Here is a 17731-nt window from a genome sequence, read left to right on the forward strand (position 1 = left end):
CGCTTGCTGCATCATCAGAACGCGGCGTAGATTGAAACTGCGGCGAGCCTGATCCTCCTAAGCCAATCAAACGCTCGTGTTCCAAATCATTCGATGACGGACAAACTCGTAGCTCTGACTCTGGCAATGGAGAAACCCATGGCACTTGGCCCCAGATATGACGGAATCCGTTCCAAACTTTTACGTCATGCCTTTGCGATGCAAGAGATCGAAGGCTCGCCAGCGACCGACGAAGAAATCGAGCTTTTTCGTCGTATGGAAGACAAAGGTTGGTCCGGTGACCGCCAAGCCCGCTTTGTAAGGTACCGGGTTTTTCGCCGCTACCGCCATCTTAGATCGGCTGAGTTCGATTGAAACCCTGATTGGCGGGTAGTCGCAAAGCGAAAAGTTAGAGGCCCCACGAAACAAACGCTTGATTGTTCGCGGGTACTTACTTTTCAATCAACTTTGTAGATGCCCTTTGGTATGGCATCAAACCGTCTTCTTCATAGGCCGAGATCATACGCTGCCGGTGGCGTTCATTGTCGGTGATCATTTCTTGAGCCTTTTGCTCCATTTCAGGTGTAAGCTCTTTCGCCATTATCTGGCGGTACTGCTCTTCTACCTGTTGACCAACTCCATCGAAGGAAAAATCACTGTGGTAACCCTTCTTGAAGACGTAGTTCAGCAACTGACCTGATGCAGTCGGCAGCCGTTTCCCGGACAAATGTTGCCGAAACAGCCACAGGATCAGATCGGCAATCTGGATACCCGCGCTTTCGTCGGAAGCAGAAACTTCAAAGGTCGAACCCGCAACTTTTTGAAACACGATAGTTTCACCTGGCCGATGGATTGGCTCATCGGAAGCGTTGGAGAACATTTTGTGCCATTCCGCGAGAGATCCTTCAAACTGAGATTGTCGGTCATGAACGATTTTCTTTAGAGGGCGCTGCCAACGCTTGGAGAATCCTTCCAAACCATCAAGTAGATTGGCGAAGGCAACCATGTTTGGCATATGTCCGTTCTTTGCTTGGCGACCCGCAATGAAGATGTCCAACGCCTCGGGGTGACTTCTAGACCATTCTAAGGTTTCAGATACGACTTCCCGCGATCTTGCGTCAGCTAGGTTTGGGACCTGCGCCAAAAGACTTTCACATATTCCAGGAATTTTTTCACGGGCTAGCTTTTCATTGCGAGCCATGAGCATTTCCCAAAAGTCGTGAGCAATTTGCTCTGTAATAAGTGTCGCCACTTTGAAGCACAGGATCATTTTGAGCGGCTTGATATTATAGGCAGACCACGAGGCTGCTGGGTTCTCTCCCGAGTCAAAAAAAACATCGTAAACTTTTGTAGCTAATAGGTATTTCTTTTCCACACGCGAAATAAAGAAGCGGGCATCGACTCTCTTCAACAGGCGTAGGACGTCGCTTGCCGCCTTTTCAATAGGTCCCATTCCCACAACTGATGCGTGCAATGCCGGTACACCAGCGCGCAAAGCGATGGAATGAAGGCGCTTACCATGCAAAACATCAAAATCTGTTTTTGTGATCAACGCGCCGGTAAAAAAGTCCGGCTGAGCTGAATCAAAGATGTTCTTACCGGTATTGCCAGTTTCATCTACGTAAGCAAACATCGTGGTATTCCTCATTCAATATTCCAAAAAAAATCTTATGTTTCAACGTTTTTGGCGCGCGCGCCTGTTCTCCATGAGGGAGTCTTGGGCAGCCAAATACGACCGGCGCTTCCATCTAAAATTCAAAGTTTAACAAAGTATTAAGCGAGCGCCTTGTAGACACACTCTTTCCGAGAACGGCACCTGCGTTTGTGGGACTAGTCGGGAAGCTGTCTGTTAATGAATGGGGTGGTGGCGAAGATCGTCCTCAATTCGATCAACAAACTCGCCGCCGTCGCGTTCTTCAACTACATTTTCAGTACCGACAATGCTTTTTAAGAAAGTACGTGCAGAACGGAAAGATGGAATGAGCTGGTTGTTTGTAGGTCGCCCAAGGACAAATTGTGTCACGACGTCTCTTTTACCCGACGCTGCTTTTACCGCCTGCGCAAAACCGCTCCACTTGCCAGCTTTTGCACCGATACGATCCTCATCCGCCAAATCGAACGACAAAGATTGGATGGCATGGAAGCTTCCATTCTTATAGCCAGCTTGAAACCTAATCGGTCCCAAATCTGTATGAATCTTCGGCTCAACTTCTATTTTCTCAGCCAACTTACGAGCCATAATCAATTTACTGATTTCCGACCAGACCTGCTCGTCGCTTCGCGACACATGAGGTTTTTCTCTGTCAAAAGGAACAACGAAGCGCCTAAAAAGCTCATCAAGACGCTCTTCCGGCGCTTTGCAAACGCCTACGCCGCCATCTGCCCAAGTATAACTTGTATCGATTCCAGAGGCGATCAACATGGCTAAGTGTTTCGCTTCATTTCCACTATCGGAGGGCATTTCCCAAGTTGTAGGCCCTGTCAAAAGATTGGGGCTAGAAATTTGATCGCGCGAGAAGCGGTTCACAGCTCGCGAAATTTGTTTCAAGTCTTCGGTGAAAGCTGCCTTGTTTATGTCTGGGTAAGCGGCAGTAATCCGTCCATCCCATCCTCGAACAGATAGCTTCAGAAAAGACGCGTCCCGTGCGTACATGAGGACGCCAATATTCATTCGCTCTTTAAGCCAAGGGTTGTGACGATACTGCAAGAGGCAGTAACTAAAAGAAAACTTCTTGCTCATTTCAGCACTCCCCTAACTTGTTCGATGAACTGGTTGGCATGACTGTGCGCTAGCAACAGGTAGTCGATAATCTCGCACGCGGCATCTTGGTCCCACGTTGGTGGGATGACTTCAATATAACCCTCGATCTTCGCTTCTGTAAGGGCTTCGAGTGCAGTTGTGAAGTCATCCAAGACTTCTTCTTCTATGTTGCGACAACTCGGATACATGATGTGTTGCATCGTGCCAGGGAAGTGATTTCCTATCCCACCGTTACACCACGGCATTGTGGCACCGTCAAATTTGTTACCTTTATGACACCTTTGAAAAGAATGCCCAAAATCAATAACCTTAAACGATAAACCGGACATTAAGAGGTTAGGATTCCCTTTTCCTCGGTCAGTATTTTCAACCAAAGTGTCGAACAAATACAGTAGGGCTGCCTCTCTACGCTGGCTTTTATGGACCAAATCCGTTGTTTCCCAACGTCTCACAGGGGTAAGCTGCGTGGAGCCGAAAGCGGTGACAGGTGCATTCTGGAGCGCGGTTCGAAGAGCGACCCCTTCAGGCGTGTGGGGCAAAGTTTCGACGAAAAGCTCATCGATTTCTACTAAGCAGGGTTCTGCTGCAGGAAGCCCCAAGTCTATAGCAAAAATATTTGCGACTAGTTCAGCCACGAGGTGGTCAGTTGTAAGCTCTTCATGGAAGTTCTCATATTTCACATAGACGTAGCGGCTTGTTCCGTCATTTTCATCGCAAACACACAGCATAGGGTGCGATCTGCCGGTTGTAGCGCGTTCAAGAAATTCGGAGGCTTCTACCGTCAGCACCATATTCACACAGATGTTGTAAGTCCTGTCGGAACAGTATGTTCACTCAAATTGATTGCAACCGGTTTTTGATTTTAAGCTCAAACAATTAGAGTTTCTGTGACTGCCGTCAGCCGTTGACTGACTGACCTGCCCCGCCAAATCCATTACTTTCTTCCAGGGCTGCCCTCACCTTCGCGAAACATCCTCGGGGTACGGGGCAGACAGCCCCGATCGAACAACGAGGCGCGCGATAACGCGTCAACGTACATTGAAAAATGTGTACTCACTACACAATTTCGGAGACGAAATTGTCGTTAGTCTTCGTGCCCTAGGCATTTTGACCCAAGCTGAGTTCCCCCGGAACCATCTTACATGCAAAGACCCGCTCTCGCTGCAAAAGCACCGCCGTGTCAGTGTCAAAAGTAGGTGGAGCGCAATCAATCAGGCATTCGAAGCACAACGCCAAGTGTCTGGTTACGAGCATCTTAAATAAAGCGGCTTGATTGCCATGGTCCTCAAATGAGCAGCGGGGTATTGCCGAGAAACACCACTAAATTATGAAGAAGTTGGACTATGGCTTAGCGCAAAACACCTGTCGAGCCAGTTGGTGGGAGTCGCGATAGTTTGCAGATCTGAGGCCCTCTGCGAAAGTCCCAGCGACGGCGTAGAGGGCACTGTCAGCGTAAAAACCTTGAACAACTTCCGACGCGCTCATACCGCTGTATCGATCGTCTTCAATCGCAATGCCCAATAAATGACGGATGCCCTGTGCGGTTTCGACTATAGCCCCGACACCGCCCGCAACGCCTGGCAGTGAAAGAGACCCTCTACCCGCGTACATTCCCCACATGGCGTGTTCAACCTGCGGGCTGCCGTCAACAAACTCGGCTTTGAATCCGGTGTCGTTGGTGAGCCCTGGTCCGATGTAGTAAGGTCCCCGCTCACCCTGCCGCCTCAAGATGTCCGAGCCGACGAGAACCAGCCTTAGATCCTCCAGATAGGTCAGCATGTCTGGAGCTCGGTCGGCCGCCATCTTCATAACCTCAGTAAACGTCACGCAGTGATCCACGCTTTTCTTAAATGCTTCTCTCGCTGCGCGCCGGAGCGCGTGACGACGTGCATCATCCTGCGGCAAGCGGCAAGCACTCGAAAGGCCCGGCAATTCAACAGAAGCTGTGAGAGGCAAACCGGAGTTAAGAACGCCGTAATCCACGATTGAGAACGCGCTGGCGCCTTTCTCAGGGCCAACTGCAAACAGGGTCTGCCAGTCACCATTGTTTAGCCGAGCGTAGGCTTCATATGCCGGAAAAGCCTCGCGTTCTCCATCAAAATCAATCCTCAGTGTTTTGCGGTCGTAGATGAAGGTACCTTCGAGTTCGAGTTGCGGGCTGAACAGCGTGGGGATCAGCGGATTTTGCCCGGCAAGGTTGACCTTTGCGCGAGCAAGCCCTCCTGATTCAGGCAAGGCCTCAACCGTTACCGAGTCCGCATCAGCAAGTGCGCTCGCGATCACTTTTCCGGTTTCGCAGTGTAGAGCGTGAGACTTGTAAGTGCCTTTTTGTACCGAACTTGGGTCGACTTCAAAAGCGGTTTCGCCCACGTGCATGGTAAAGCGCAGCCACACGCGGCTGGTCGCTTTAGGATCGCTTGAATAGCCCCTGTCGTCGCCACTGTAGCAGGTCCGAAGCATTGCCGGGGAGGGTTCGCCAAGCTTGGCACGCGCCTTGCTGGACAGTGCAATGGGTTTGAAACCTGAAACTGTTGCCAACGGGCCTGGTATCATCCACTTATTGGTAGCATCAGGAACAGGAAAGATTGGGTTGTCGTTACTTAGCTTCGCAGATGGGATGAAAGCACGCAAAAGGACATCAACACAATGGCCTTCTGGCGAGACGTCATTCTTCTGCGACATCCTGGACAACAGTTCCTTTGAAGCACTTTCACCGACAACGGAGCTTAGGCTTTCCGCAAGAAATGATTGCTTGAGTTGATGCTGGGCTTCAGGATCGTCCAACAAGCTTGGCGTATCCGCAAAGTCCTTCAGGGATTCTTTGCTCGCACCCAGCGCGGCAACCGTGGATTCATCGGAGAGTGCGCCCTGCGCGAACCCTTTAAGATTTGACAGAGTTAGTTCTGAATCAGCAACCAATTCGCGGGCTGCGGATTCGGACAGGTCCGGAAACTTGGCCCGAAGTTCAGGAATCAATTGCGTTTCACGAAAGATGCAGCCTGGATCATTAGCGGGCAAACAGCGTGTGGTGGTAAGCGCTTCACCATCAAGTGCCGATTGAATGGTTGCTTCTATCTCGGCCCGTTGGCTACCGGCCGCGAGTGCTGGGTCGCGGGTCATTATCGCTTGGCTCAGGTCGGCGTTCTGACCGGCCAACCCGACGTTCAACGCGCGATCGGTTAACGTGGCAGAGAGTTCGTTGCATTCAGGCTGGCCCTTAGTTTCTCCGATGCAGCGTGCCACATCGGCAACACTATGGAAATTGGGGTCTTGTTCCAATGCACCGAGCCCGACGCTGAGCGTTTGCTGGCGCAGTTCTAAAGAAATGGTGTCGAGCAGCTCCCTGGTGTCTTCAGTGGTGTTGAAGGAAGATTTGACGGTGGATGGCATGCGATCCAGAAGCGCCTGGTTATCTTGGTTCTCGAATACGGTTATTGCGGCTTGGTCGAATTTGCCCGCTTGGACTGCCCTAAAGACCGACTGCGTGGCCGTGGTATCGGCATAGATCAAAAGGTCTTTTGCAGCGTCTGACGCCGACAGTTCCGACCACTCCGTGATAGAGCCCTCCAGGCCGGATTGCAAAACCTGCTGCCAGCCGATGTCCGCAAGCTCTTCAGGCAAGTCGTCACTGCCAACGCGCATGGCATATTGAAGCAGTGCTTGACCTAAGGCGCTGCGATCACCGCTGTCTTTCACAGACTGGATGAGCTCGGGGTCGGCGGAAAGCTCGGCTTCAATAGATCGCCCTGTCTTGCGATAGCCCTCGCGGAACCAGAGAGTACAAGCGTTGCGAATTGCCGAAGGGTCGCGAGCGTCCACGGCTTTTCGGCATGGCTTGTCGGGCTCGAATTTGAGAGTATAACGCGAACTCGCCCAATCAAAAACATGCTGGTTAAGGGCGTCAGTAGGATTGACCGCTTCCTTGATTGCGTCGGAAGCGGCCGCAGTTAAGCCGAGAGTGTCTAAGGCCTGCAATTCGTCCAACGCTTGGTCGAGGATCGCCGGGGTCCACTTTCCGGCCGCCAACTCAACCGCTGCCTCAAGGGAATTCGTTTGCTCACGGAGCCGAGCCGTGGCGTCATTCCTAGCTTCCTCAAGGGCTTTTTCCAGTCCCCCTTCTTGGTAAGCTTCGATAGAAGCATGCAATAGCGGGTCGCGCGACTTTAGGTCCTTGAGCTGCTTTTCAAGGACGCGGCGCGCAATGGCCTCCGGTGAGGCTGATGATATCTCCATTAGCTCTTTGGTAGTGCCAAACGAGGTTTCGCCAAGGAGCATAGCAACCGAACCGGCCTCGTGGACGACCTGTTTGAGTTTGTCAGGTGCAGCAACTGGGTCGCTAAGCACTTCGGGTGGCAAGCCGCTTTCTTGCGCCGCAATGGCAATGGCTCTCTCGCGTCCTTTGTCGACGAGTATTGTACCGACTTCGGTCCAGTTACCGGCATTGGCAAGTTCGGTGATATCGCCCGCGATCGCTTCATCGAAACCCAAACGACGAGACACCTCACCAGCGGCTTTTTGCTGGAGAACGCCAATGACCGCCTCGCCTGCCGCATCCCAGTTTTTACTGTTTAGAACATCCGCTGGTAAGCCAACGTCAGCCAGCAATTCCGCCGTAGCGTCGCGCGCTGCGTCTTCCACGGCCGTCTCGGCGAGTGCGGTGAGCTTTTCCATGCTGAAATCCGAGGCCATGGATAGAGCCCCTTCAACGTCGATAAGAGAAGGATCGACCCCGAGTTCATCGGCAATTCGACGTTTCAGTTCATTGACCGCGGCTTCCTCGAACTTCGCAGTTGCGAGATCAGCCAAAGCGGCGGCGGCTTGCTCCATACCTTGCTCGACCGCCTTGTCGGCTAGTGCTCCAATGTCACCCATAAAGGGACCCATTGCGTCGAGCAGTTTGTTGACGTCCTGGGCAATGTTGTTCAAGTCGTCGCCAAACGCATCGTTCAGGCCTTCGAGTTGTGCGACGAGATCCTTCACGACATCGCCGGCAAACATATAGACCAGCAACGCGGCCTGTTTGAGGTAAGCCTCCACGCCAAAGTACTGCGCAAGGAGGCGCGCAATCATCTCCAGAACCGGCAAGCTTTGGACAGGAATGGCGCCGCTGCCGCCGCGATCGCCTGTACCGCCTTCATTGGCATCGCCGGGCTCGCCCGATAAAGAGTGACCACCTTCAACCGCAGCGGCCTCTGAGGCGCTTGCTGCCTGGTCACTGGTCACACCTCCGGAGGTATTGGCGCCCGCTTGCTGCAACAGTTCTTCGCCTTTGGCTTCCGCCTCAACTTCATTGGCACCGGCGGCTTGCCCAAGCGCTTTAGCAAGCTCCTGTCGCTCACCTGCTGTCACGCCTTCGATTACAGCTTCGGCGATCTTAATATCGGCTTCGTGGTTCTCGTCTAGTGTTTCCGCAGAACGTGCTTGACGCTCGGCTTTACCGATACGACCAATGATGTCGTGCACTTCCTCCTTGGTCCAGCGATTGGCTTCTGCCGAAGGTTCGAGCTTCGTCGAACGTGCGGATTTACCGATGGCCTGAATCGTGGGCAGATCACCGATAAGACGCTGGGCGATGTCCGCGATCCTCTGAACGTCCTCACTCGAGGCGCCGTTCGCGATCCAATTTTCGATTTCACTTGGATCGAGCGGGACTTCGAGGAGCTTTTCACTAGCTCGCGTCAAAGCAGTCTTGCCGTCGAGTACATCCTGCTCGGGCACGATTGGGTGACTTGCAGCTAAGTAGAAGCGCTGGATCAGGGCCGAACCGATGTCTTTGCTGTCGGGGAGGCTCGCTCCGGCTATGGCGAGCCGCCCACGGATCATTTCGGCTGGTCGGATCGCTCCGTGGCGATCAAGGCGGTCAGCGACACGCTCAAGTTCGCGTTGAGAGGGCGTGTTCGAAAGGATCTGCGCCGGAGATAAGCCCCAACGCCTAGCCGCCGTGGCTGGCAGAATGCGTCCGAGCGACCTAATTGCGATATCGGCTTGTTCGGGCGACAGAGCTTGCGGCGTCCCGCTGGGATACAACGCGGCCCGTATTTCCGTCTCGGCCCAGCCAGCACTTGCGTCCTCGATCCAATCCCACGTCCCTGCGGCGCGGGACGAAATAGCGCCAGACAGGCTATGATACAAGGTTTCGACCTCTATCGCACCGAGACCTTCTCGCTCTAAGGCCTCAATGTCCAAGGTCGGATGAGCTTCTATCGAAAGATATTGGCCCAGTTGACGATCCAAAGCGGTCATAATGTCCGCGTCCAGTGTTTGACCTAGCACACCAAGGGGGGCCTCATCCAGGACTTGGGCATTGCGCGCGGCTATTAGCTGCAGTCGATCGGTATCTGATAAAACTGCTTCGGAGCGGCCTTCGACTTCGCGATTAAGCTGGGCAAGGGCACGATGCGATCGCTCTTTTGCCATTGCCTCCGAGCGCGCCCAGTTTCCCGGTCCCAGTTTTTTTATGCGATTGAGTTGGTCAGGACCGACCAATCGCACCTGAGCGCCCAATAGACTCGGTCGGCTTTGCACCGATCCCATCAGACGCATGAAGAGGCGGTCGCGCTCTAGCTCGGGGGGCGACGGATAAGGACCAAAAAACACATTGTAAGGACCCAGAATGGAATCATTCGTGTAGACAAGGTAGTGCCCGCTCGCCGTGGGCAGTTGCCGCAGCCCCTGGTGTTCTGTTACCCAGCTCTCCCATTGCTCATTCGTATCGAATTCATCCTCCGAGAGCGCCACGAAAGCCTCAAATTCCGCGACAGGAAAGTGCAATGCTTCGGGGGGCGGCTCTGCCGCAAGTGCGGTCGCGCTCCAAATTAGTATAAGTGAATAGACGAGCTGCTTCATTGTGCTGCCCCCTGGAGTGAGAAGTCGGTCTTACTGGTCGGTTCTTGCGGGCGTTTTGGGAGCGGCGGCGATTCTGGTATGCTGCCATAACCGTTGATGAGGGTATGGTGCCCGGACGAGCTGGCAAAACGTTCCATGTTGACAACCCCAGAAGTGAAAGCGCTCCCGCTTGGATTCACCAATGAAATGGCGATGCGGCTTTCGAAATGCTCCTCGATAAGCTCGGGCGAAGTAAAATACCGAAGGTTCGGGTCGGAAGCTGCCGTTCCGATTTGCCCATCGGAAACTAGCACGAGGTGAGGCTTAACTCCTCCGGTCTCGGCTGCATCCAAGGCGACTTTAAGAGCGTCATCAACCCGCGTTCCACTCCCGACACTCGTCAGGTCATGTCGCGAAATGACATCGAACCAACTTAGTTTTTCCAGCAAACCACTTTCCTGCATACTTTGCACGGTCGAGGCCGGAATCCCTTTCGCTTTCAAATTCGCAGCACGCGAGCTCTCGCCATCGCGCACTTCGCCTTCGTACTGATCGACAAGGTCTTCTCGCAAATCGTTCACCCAATCTGCGCGCGTTCTTTCACCGAAATGTATGTGAGTTTGAACGCGATTGGCAAAGTACACGACTGCAAAGTCCTTGATATCGTTCTGCATCACGTACTGCGTGACCAAGTGGCGCTGGGCTCGGCGTTGTGCTTCGTTCGCAAGACTTCCGGAGAGATCGAGCACGAATACGGCTGTCCCCTTCAAGGCAGGCAACGCTTGTACGCCAGCCCACTGAGCGGGACGGGTCGCAGTAACGCTATCGAGCTTTTCAGTCTGCCGTTGTAATGCGAGAACTTTTGTTTGGGCGTCTTGTGATCGCGACTGCTCGACAGTGGCGCGCTCTTGCATGGCAAAAATGAGCATTACAGCCCCTAGTGCACAAAACAGCATGTCGAGCGCCGCAACGGATAGGCCAATACCGTCTACGCGACTGAGTGTCTGAGCGCTGCGGATCTTGGCCATCTATCGAACCACCAAGTAGTCAGAGCGCGCGCAGGCGCCTAATGCAGTACGAATTGCACTTGCGTTCGTATCATCCACAGGGGGCCCTACTAGAAAAAGGGTGGCTTGAGCAGAGATGTCAGCTGTTGGACAGGTGCTTCCGGGCAGTGCATCGGCGATGGCCTTTAACCCATCTACGCTATCCACGATGACCACTATTGGTTCGGCTGGTGTTGGCGATTGGTGACGAGAATCCTCCGATGACTGCAAGGCATCTGCCGCCGCGGAAAGAGGCAGAGCAGAGAGCGCGCCGAAAACGCCAATCCCACTATCAGACGCACTTAGTACTGATGCTAGCCTGCTGTCGGAGGCCGACGCGCTCCCGGCTGTTGAAAAGCTGCGAAAATTAACAAATCCGATCCCGCGTTCACGAAGGATGGCTATCGTTTTGTCGAGCCGGTAAATTTGGCTTAACGGCATCTCGACCAAGACTTCAGCACGCCGAACGCGCTGACTCTCGTCGAGGGAACTCAGACGTTTACCCAAGTACTCAAAGGGCGCGCGACGGCTGAGTGGTGGCAGGCTCGGGTGGCGTGCGATCAGGTCCTCGCTGAGATGAACGTTGTGGTTCAGGGTGTCCTTTGAGAAGTACAGCCGCGCGAGTTCCAAAGCTTCCTGGTGGGTCGCGACAATCGCCGGGGATCTTGATTGGTTTGGCACCATTACGACCAGCAGCAAGGTTGCGCCAAGGCAGATCGTTACGAAATCGAGGAGTGAAATCGTTGTCTGGAAAGTGTTTCCCTCTTGGCGTCGGCGTTTGGACATTGTGCCTACTCCATGCTTACCGTCTCATGTGGCGATTGCACGATCACGGGGGGCACCTGAGCGGGCGTGAGGGCGCGAGTCATTAATCGAGGCACTACGTCGCGCCGGAGAACCTCATCCAAGTGGGTAAACACCTCATCGGCACGATTAAGAGTCACTGCCCGAACACCCATCAAAAGCAGATTCAGTACCAGTGCTGTCAAGGTGGAGTAGAACGCAACGCCAAGATAGGATACGACGATAGGCAGGTCGTCGGCCACCTGAGCCGCGTTCATGGCGGCCGCAATACCGCGGATCGTACCGAGAAAACCAATGCTGGGGATAGCCCACTGTAGATACTGCTCAAAATGGAAACTGCCGTCAAATCGGGTCTGGACTGCCTCGTGTGCACTCGTCGCTGCTTCTAAAGACTGAAGCCGGTCCCCAGTACGCCTGAATACTTCTAGGAGACTGTTGACCATCGCAACCCACGCAAAGCGCTGCATCTGCAGTAGCTTGTTGTCGTCAATCGTCTCATTTGGGAAGATAAGATCCCCTGCGTTCTCGTTGAATTTATGGATAATGCTCTGTGTCGTTTGAACGTCGATTTCATTGTCACCGAGGATTTTCAGATCAAATGCCAAGGCAGTATCGTCGGCGATCATTGCTTCCGCCCTTAGACGGCGCCGGATTGTATATAACTCTCCTAGGCAAAAGGCCGCCAGAAAGAAGCAGACATATTGCTCATAACCAAAGAATACGACGTACCAAGGGATTGAAATGACGTTTCGCGCGGCGCTAAACTCTGCGGCGTTTGCCGCGGGGGGTTCAGCCGCAGGAGTGCCGACTTCTGAACCTATCTCCGACTCGATGGTGTCGGGAGTTGCGGCCGTTTTCCGAAGGTCTTGACGGGCAAGTATTTTGAGAGCGGCGCCGGGAGTATTTCGAAATGTGCTGTTGATCACCCTGCTTGCCTGCAGGTAGGCATCAAGCTTAAAAACGTAGATTGGGTATTGTGACTCAGAGATCAAAGCCTGATAGGCTTTTTCTAACGTTGGGTTTTCTGCTGTAACTGAGAGTACGCCACGCTCATGCAGCAAGGTGGCCATATTGACGCCGAGGCCCTCACTGCGAATATCCTCATCGATGAGCGCAATCACGCTACGCTGCCGATCCGCAATCAAATTACCTATTATTAAGACGACCGCGACCACTATCAGTGAGAAGACGATGGCCGCGCTGTGATTGTGTTTGAGATGCCGCGCATAGTTCATTCTTCGCCTCCCTTTTAAGGTCAAAGATACTCTGTATTGTCAGAATGGACCGCTACTAACCCATTGGGTGATGTTCCCAAAATCGCAATCAACTTACAAGTCATCGCTTACGCTGTTCATTTGAACTAGCCCAACAGACACTCCCCGCCGGAATCTAAACAATCAGAGAGACCAGTGCGTTTGGCCCCCCGAAATCCAACGCCAAATGAGAAGCCAATAAATCTCTACCAGTTTCGACACAGCCTCTCCGCATACCGTGAATCCGACAGTCCTTTGCGTTTGCAACCGCAGTGAATGGCCGACATTCCGTGGCGGGCGCAGTAACTGACAGCCTAGGCAGACGTAGGCCAAGTGTCATTTGTGCCTGGCCGTTTCGACGTCTTGGAAATACGTCGGCGTAGATGAAGCTCAATCAATATTGCAAGAATTAGAATGGGCCCGCCGAAGACAATCGTAGACGCCGATACAACAAATAGAATGTTGATTGCGCTAAGTCCCTCGGAGGGAGGCAAGAGCTCCATCCTCACGCAACACATCAAGTAGATTATCGCTGCGACGAACAGCCCATTGAAGACCGGCCCTGTAAATCGGTCAACGCCCTGCTTTATTCTTTCAAGGACAACCAATTCATGCCGATGCATGTGTGACATATTCGAAAATAGCATACGTTACTCCCTCAGCAGTTCGATCCAAGTGTAGACGTCTTCCATTTGGATTTCTTTTCCGTCGGTTAGAGACCGATACCAACGCGCGACTATTGCTCCACGCTTTTCACTTTTTATGGTGATGCCTTGATCCGTTAGATATCGATCCAAGGAGGTTTCAAACTCTTGTAGGGCTTCGATGTCATGCTCGACCCTGACAGACTTAACGCCCAGGAGAATCCAATTCACGTCCGAATTGAACTTCTCATGAAGAGCGACAAGAGCTTCAATCGGCAATCCGCGGTCACCTTTCTCATAGCTATGATAGGCGCGGAGCGAGACCCCAATCACCTTAGCTAGGTCAGCTTGCGACAAACCCATCTCATTGCGAGTGATCGCGAGCCGCGCACCAATCCCCATAAGAGAATCTGCCGATTTTCGTCCCATGCAGTGTTTCCAATTGTCAATTGCGCAAAAACGTGCGTATACGTGAAATACAGCATGTTTCATTTGTTCTTTTACTTGATCATGCGAAACACGCGAAGACAAGTATCTCGCCATATTTTAGGCACTGGAGGCTAGATTGAAGCAAGAGCGTCTACTTTCACCCAAGCAACTTGGCAGTATGGTTGGGTTGAGTGCTGCGCAAGTTCGCGCACTTATGAACGATGGCAGGTTGGAGTTCGTGGAGATTTCTTCGAAGACAAAAATGCTCACACTGTCGGGTTGGGAGCGGTTTCAGCAAAACGCGACCAAGGTCAACACACCAGAAAGCAATGGCCCGGGAAGGCGTTCAAGCAAAAACTAGTGGAGAAACAACAAATGGCTACGACCAATCTAAACATCAGCGTAGTTGAAAAACGCATGATGAATCCGTCGGAAGCAGCACACTATTGTGGATTGGCGATAAAGCACTTCAAAGTCCTGTGCCCTGTCCAACCGGTGGCGCTACAGCCCTCAAGCCTCCGTTACGACAAATCCGACTTGGATAGATGGTTAGATGAACTGAAACCCGAGTCTGAGTCGCTGTCGCAAAGTCAGATAGTTGAAAGGCTTTAATGACTCACGTTCGTGTTAAAGGCTTCAAGATATTTCGAGATCGGCACGGCAAGATGCGCTGCTATCACCGGATAACCAACATTAAAATAGACTTGGAAAAAGCCCCCCTCGGCACTGCGGGATTCATGGCAGAATGCTCAAAAATATCAGCAGCTTTCGAAGCCATTAAACAGCAGGAACCCAAACCTGGAACACTTGGCGGCCTAATATCTAGATACTTCGAAGAGGAACATTTCCTGGAAAGATCCAAGGCGACAAAGCGTGAATATCGCATGTGCGCCCAAGTATTGCGCCCAATACGGGACACTCCCGTTTCGAAAATCGACACACCTCTTCTTGCCGCAGTCCATGACAAACTGGCGAAGAAGTATAGTTGGGACAAGGCTAATCGAGTGCGCAACTTTCTCATACAAGTTTTTAAATTCAGTATCCCCAAGGGATTGATTCTCCAGAACTTCGCTGAGGATGTCATTAAGAAACCGCGCCCGAGGGATACCCCTGTGGCCTACAGAACCTGGACATATGAAGAGGTCCGAACAGCCCTAGATGCAGCCTCCCCTCAGCTCCGGGCAGCATTGGCGATGATTTTCTGCACGGGACAAGACCCAAGCGACGCGTTGGAGTTCCGCAAAGACCAAGTAGATGACGGAGTGATTTGGAAAGGGCGCAACAAAACAAATGTCGGAGCCGCGATCCCAATCAACAGTGTGTTGGAAGCTGAACTGGCCGATGCTCCAGCACATGACGCCGATACGCTGCTTGCCAGCTCAAAAGGCACTCCATGGACCTACGACGGCTTCGCAAGCGCATGGCAGCGACTTCGCCAAAAACTTGAGAAAGCCGGAAAGATTGCTCCTGGACTTACGCCCAAGGGGTTGCGCCACACAATGGCAACTTGGCTTAGAGAGGCTGGAAGAGACGAGCGCGAAATTTCGGATTTGCTTGCTCAGGATTCGAAGGTCATGGGCCTGCATTACTCTAAGAACGCAGCTCTGGCCCGCAAGAACCGAAAGACAATGCAGTTTTGGGAAAGGGAATATGAGCGCCGCTCTCAGAAATCAAAAGTGTCAAACCCACCTGAAAAACCGTCAAACCCTGACAAAGAGGATAATCCGAATGCCTAAAAATTACTTAATTTTCAGATATTTAAATGGTGCCCGGGGGCGGAATCGAACCACCGACACGAGGATTTTCAATCCACTGCTCTACCCCTGAGCTACCCGGGCACGGGAACGACATTTGTCGTTGGGTGGAGGCGTTCTATGACTTGCTACCGGCAGTGTCCAGAGGCTTTTTTACATTTTTTCAGTGCGGTCGCATTGTATTGTGTTCGTCCGCCTCGGCCTCGGACTCAGGGTCGTCTTCGCGCTGAGACGGGACCGCGTAAGAGCCGTTCAGCCACTTGGCCAGATCAATGTCTGCGCAGCGTTTCGAACAGAACGGGCGGAACTTCTTTTGCGTTTCTTCTCCGCAGATCGGGCAGCTCATTTCAGGACCTCAGCGACAGGTAACCGGCTGCGTTTGCGCTGCAATTCGAAATGGCCCAGAGGTGTCCATCCCGCCAATATCGTCTCGTCCGGATCCGACTTGAAGGCCGCACGCAGGGCGGATTCGAACCCTCGGCGGTCTTTCTTGGGCATCGGAGCCAGATCCAGTGTGATCTGCCCTGCCAGTCCGCGCACACGCAATGCACGTGGCAAAGCTCTGGCACAAGCGAAGTTGGCTTTTGTCCCGGCCGCCAGCGACGTATCCGCGCCTGTGTTCACGTCAACGGCCACCAACGCGCGGGTCGGTTCGATATAGAGGTATCCGCCTCCGGGGAGAGGCTCGGAAACACCAAGGGCGACATCCAGCGCGTCCAGCACACTATGGGTTTCAAAACTGCCGGTTTTCGTCACAACCTCGGCAGGATCGGTCCAGTCGCGCCATGCGAGGATATGCGGGCTGTCACCTTCGCTGAGCAGTTCGACGTCGGAGCCCTCGTCCGTCATCACTTGTTCAGCTTGCGCAAGCATGGCCGAAATGTCGTCGGCAATGTCACCGGCATCCGCATCCATGCAGCAGGAGCGGAGAATCAACCCGTAGGGGCTGTCGCCCATTTGTTCATGCGCGATTTCAAGCAGTTGATCCCGCTTGTCTTCATCCTTGATGCTGCGCGAGATGTTCAGGCCCGGTGCGTCGGGTGTGACAATGGCAAAGCGGCTTTTGAACAGGATACGGTTGGTTACAGGAATGGCCTTGCCGGGCTCGGCATATCCGCCCACCTGCACCAGAAGCGTGGCACCCGGCGCTAAACCTTTGACCTGTCGAAGAAAAGCCGGGCCGTCGGGTGTGGTCAGGAACATACCGCCCTGCCCTTTGACCGGACGATCGGCGCGGGCGCGATAGATGGTGCCGGGCGCCGGCGCGTCGGCGGCAATCAGGAGATCATCAAGCTTTCCGTCAATCATCAATGCCGCGGCCTCGCGGCCTTGGATATGGTCCAGAACGATGGTGCGACCTTTCATGATGCCTCGCGATATAGTGGGTAGCCGATCCCTTGCAGCAAGGCGGCCGTCTCGGACAGGGGCAGCCCCACGATGCCAGTGAACGAGCCCGATATCCATGGGATGAACGCACCAGCAGGGCCCTGGATCGCGTAGGCCCCGGCTTTGCCCTGCCAATCACCGGTCGCCAGGTAGGCGTTGATTTCAACGTCAGACAGGCGTTTGACCTTGACCTGCGAGACGACATCACGTTGCAGGATGCGATCCCCGCGCCGAACGGCGACCGAGGTGATCACCCGGTGGCGGCGACCGGACAGAGCGTACAGGAACTCTGCAGCCTGACCCTCATCCTCGGGCTTACCCAGAATACGCCGCCCCAGTGCAACTGTCGTGTCCGCGCAAAGCGTGATGTCACCGCTATCTGATTGAACTGTCATTACTTTTTCACGCGTAATGCGGTTGCAATAGGGAACAGGAAGCTCACCCTTCAGCGGTGTTTCGTCGATGTCAGGGGGGCGGATGGCGTCGGGCTGCACGCCAAGCTGCGCCAGCAGGTCCAGCCGCCTTGGGCTGCCCGATCCCAGGATAAACGCCATCTCGGCAGGCGTTATTTGAAGCGGTAGTTGATCCGACCCTTGGTCAGATCATAGGGGGTCATCTCGACCTGAACCTTGTCGCCGGCCAGAACACGGATGCGGTTCTTGCGCATCTTTCCTGCCGTATGTGCGATGATTTCATGGCCGTTTTCCAGCTCGACCCGAAACGTCGCATTAGGCAGGAGTTCCTTCACGACACCGGGAAATTCGAGCGTATCTTCCTTGGCCATGTTGTCTCCATCATTAGGTTGCGCCCGCAGAATCTGCGGGGATGTGCGCTTAAATGAGCCTATTTT

The 17731-nt window shown here is 53.5% G+C and carries 14 protein-coding genes and 1 tRNA gene; 2 read left to right on the forward strand and 13 right to left on the reverse strand.

What is annotated here, in order from left to right; all coding sequences use genetic code 11:
* Positions 1 to 93: 93 nt before the first annotated feature.
* A complete protein-coding gene (locus ACR0DS_RS16855; RefSeq protein ID WP_480560267.1) occupies positions 94 to 354 on the forward strand; it encodes a hypothetical protein in 261 nt (86 codons plus the stop codon).
* 76 nt (positions 355 to 430) lie between these two features.
* Here ACR0DS_RS16855 and ACR0DS_RS16860 read toward each other — a convergent pair whose 3' ends face one another.
* The 8 genes from ACR0DS_RS16860 to ACR0DS_RS16895 all read right to left on the reverse strand — a co-directional run bounded on the left by ACR0DS_RS16860 (position 431) and on the right by ACR0DS_RS16895 (position 13741).
* The gene (locus ACR0DS_RS16860) at positions 431 to 1612 is read right to left on the reverse strand and encodes a DUF3800 domain-containing protein (RefSeq protein WP_480560269.1); all 1182 of its coding nucleotides are present in this window, start codon (positions 1610 to 1612) and stop codon (positions 431 to 433) included.
* 216 nt (positions 1613 to 1828) lie between these two features.
* Positions 1829 to 2719 (reverse strand): DUF3037 domain-containing protein, encoded by an 891-nt coding sequence (locus ACR0DS_RS16865; protein ID WP_480560271.1) that lies wholly within the window; start codon positions 2717 to 2719, stop codon positions 1829 to 1831.
* The gene (locus tag ACR0DS_RS16870) at positions 2716 to 3531 is read right to left on the reverse strand and encodes a HipA family kinase (RefSeq protein WP_480560273.1); all 816 of its coding nucleotides are present in this window, start codon (positions 3529 to 3531) and stop codon (positions 2716 to 2718) included. The genes ACR0DS_RS16865 and ACR0DS_RS16870 overlap by 4 nt, the downstream gene beginning before the upstream one ends.
* A gap of 550 nt (positions 3532 to 4081) precedes the next feature.
* Entirely contained in the window at positions 4082 to 9586 is a 5505-nt protein-coding gene (locus ACR0DS_RS16875; RefSeq protein ID WP_480560275.1) for a hypothetical protein, read from the reverse strand.
* Positions 9583 to 10593: a hypothetical protein gene (locus ACR0DS_RS16880; RefSeq protein WP_480560276.1), complete on the reverse strand. Its 1011-nt coding sequence runs from the start codon at positions 10591 to 10593 to the stop codon at positions 9583 to 9585. Before ACR0DS_RS16880 ends, ACR0DS_RS16875 begins: the two co-directional genes overlap by 4 nt.
* On the reverse strand, positions 10594 to 11397 hold the full coding sequence (locus tag ACR0DS_RS16885; protein WP_480560278.1) for a hypothetical protein: 804 nt from the start codon (positions 11395 to 11397) through the stop codon (positions 10594 to 10596).
* A 5-nt stretch (positions 11398 to 11402) separates the two neighbouring features.
* Positions 11403 to 12650, reverse strand: coding sequence for a MotA/TolQ/ExbB proton channel family protein (locus ACR0DS_RS16890; RefSeq protein ID WP_480560280.1), 1248 nt, complete (start codon positions 12648 to 12650; stop codon positions 11403 to 11405).
* A 668-nt stretch (positions 12651 to 13318) separates the two neighbouring features.
* On the reverse strand, positions 13319 to 13741 hold the full coding sequence (locus tag ACR0DS_RS16895; RefSeq protein WP_480616870.1) for a helix-turn-helix domain-containing protein: 423 nt from the start codon (positions 13739 to 13741) through the stop codon (positions 13319 to 13321).
* A gap of 611 nt (positions 13742 to 14352) precedes the next feature.
* Here ACR0DS_RS16895 and ACR0DS_RS16900 point away from each other — a divergent pair.
* A complete protein-coding gene (locus ACR0DS_RS16900; RefSeq protein WP_480560284.1) occupies positions 14353 to 15477 on the forward strand; it encodes a tyrosine-type recombinase/integrase in 1125 nt (374 codons plus the stop codon).
* Between the two features lie 27 nt (positions 15478 to 15504).
* Here ACR0DS_RS16900 and ACR0DS_RS16905 read toward each other — a convergent pair.
* The 5 genes from ACR0DS_RS16905 to infA all read right to left on the reverse strand — a co-directional run bounded on the left by ACR0DS_RS16905 (position 15505) and on the right by infA (position 17665).
* Positions 15505 to 15579 (reverse strand) — tRNA-Phe (locus tag ACR0DS_RS16905).
* A gap of 79 nt (positions 15580 to 15658) precedes the next feature.
* The gene (locus ACR0DS_RS16910) at positions 15659 to 15841 is read right to left on the reverse strand and encodes a DNA gyrase inhibitor YacG (protein WP_480488370.1); all 183 of its coding nucleotides are present in this window, start codon (positions 15839 to 15841) and stop codon (positions 15659 to 15661) included.
* Positions 15838 to 16860, reverse strand: coding sequence for a ribonuclease E/G (locus ACR0DS_RS16915; protein ID WP_480560286.1), 1023 nt, complete (start codon positions 16858 to 16860; stop codon positions 15838 to 15840). The genes ACR0DS_RS16910 and ACR0DS_RS16915 overlap by 4 nt, the downstream gene beginning before the upstream one ends.
* A complete protein-coding gene (locus ACR0DS_RS16920) occupies positions 16857 to 17435 on the reverse strand; it encodes a Maf family protein (protein WP_480560288.1) in 579 nt (192 codons plus the stop codon). Before ACR0DS_RS16920 ends, ACR0DS_RS16915 begins: the two co-directional genes overlap by 4 nt.
* An 11-nt stretch (positions 17436 to 17446) precedes the next feature.
* The gene (infA, locus tag ACR0DS_RS16925) at positions 17447 to 17665 is read right to left on the reverse strand and encodes a translation initiation factor IF-1 (RefSeq protein ID WP_005978431.1); all 219 of its coding nucleotides are present in this window, start codon (positions 17663 to 17665) and stop codon (positions 17447 to 17449) included.
* Between the last annotated feature and the right edge of the window lie 66 nt (positions 17666 to 17731).

Source organism: Ruegeria sp. AF5 (genome assembly GCF_056541905.1).

Coding starts and splice junctions, on each gene's coding strand:
- ACR0DS_RS16855 (WP_480560267.1), top strand. CDS start 94: ATGACGGACAAACTCGTAGCTCTGACTCTGGCAATGGAGAAACCCATG.
- ACR0DS_RS16860 (WP_480560269.1), bottom strand. CDS start 1,612: ATGTTTGCTTACGTAGATGAAACTGGCAATACCGGTAAGAACATCTTT.
- ACR0DS_RS16865 (WP_480560271.1), bottom strand. CDS start 2,719: ATGAGCAAGAAGTTTTCTTTTAGTTACTGCCTCTTGCAGTATCGTCAC.
- ACR0DS_RS16870 (WP_480560273.1), bottom strand. CDS start 3,531: ATGGTGCTGACGGTAGAAGCCTCCGAATTTCTTGAACGCGCTACAACC.
- ACR0DS_RS16875 (WP_480560275.1), bottom strand. CDS start 9,586: ATGAAGCAGCTCGTCTATTCACTTATACTAATTTGGAGCGCGACCGCA.
- ACR0DS_RS16880 (WP_480560276.1), bottom strand. CDS start 10,593: ATGGCCAAGATCCGCAGCGCTCAGACACTCAGTCGCGTAGACGGTATT.
- ACR0DS_RS16885 (WP_480560278.1), bottom strand. CDS start 11,397: ATGTCCAAACGCCGACGCCAAGAGGGAAACACTTTCCAGACAACGATT.
- ACR0DS_RS16890 (WP_480560280.1), bottom strand. CDS start 12,650: ATGAACTATGCGCGGCATCTCAAACACAATCACAGCGCGGCCATCGTC.
- ACR0DS_RS16895 (WP_480616870.1), bottom strand. CDS start 13,741: ATGGGACGAAAATCGGCAGATTCTCTTATGGGGATTGGTGCGCGGCTC.
- ACR0DS_RS16900 (WP_480560284.1), top strand. CDS start 14,353: ATGACTCACGTTCGTGTTAAAGGCTTCAAGATATTTCGAGATCGGCAC.
- ACR0DS_RS16910 (WP_480488370.1), bottom strand. CDS start 15,841: ATGAGCTGCCCGATCTGCGGAGAAGAAACGCAAAAGAAGTTCCGCCCG.
- ACR0DS_RS16915 (WP_480560286.1), bottom strand. CDS start 16,860: ATGAAAGGTCGCACCATCGTTCTGGACCATATCCAAGGCCGCGAGGCC.
- ACR0DS_RS16920 (WP_480560288.1), bottom strand. CDS start 17,435: ATGGCGTTTATCCTGGGATCGGGCAGCCCAAGGCGGCTGGACCTGCTG.
- infA (WP_005978431.1), bottom strand. CDS start 17,665: ATGGCCAAGGAAGATACGCTCGAATTTCCCGGTGTCGTGAAGGAACTC.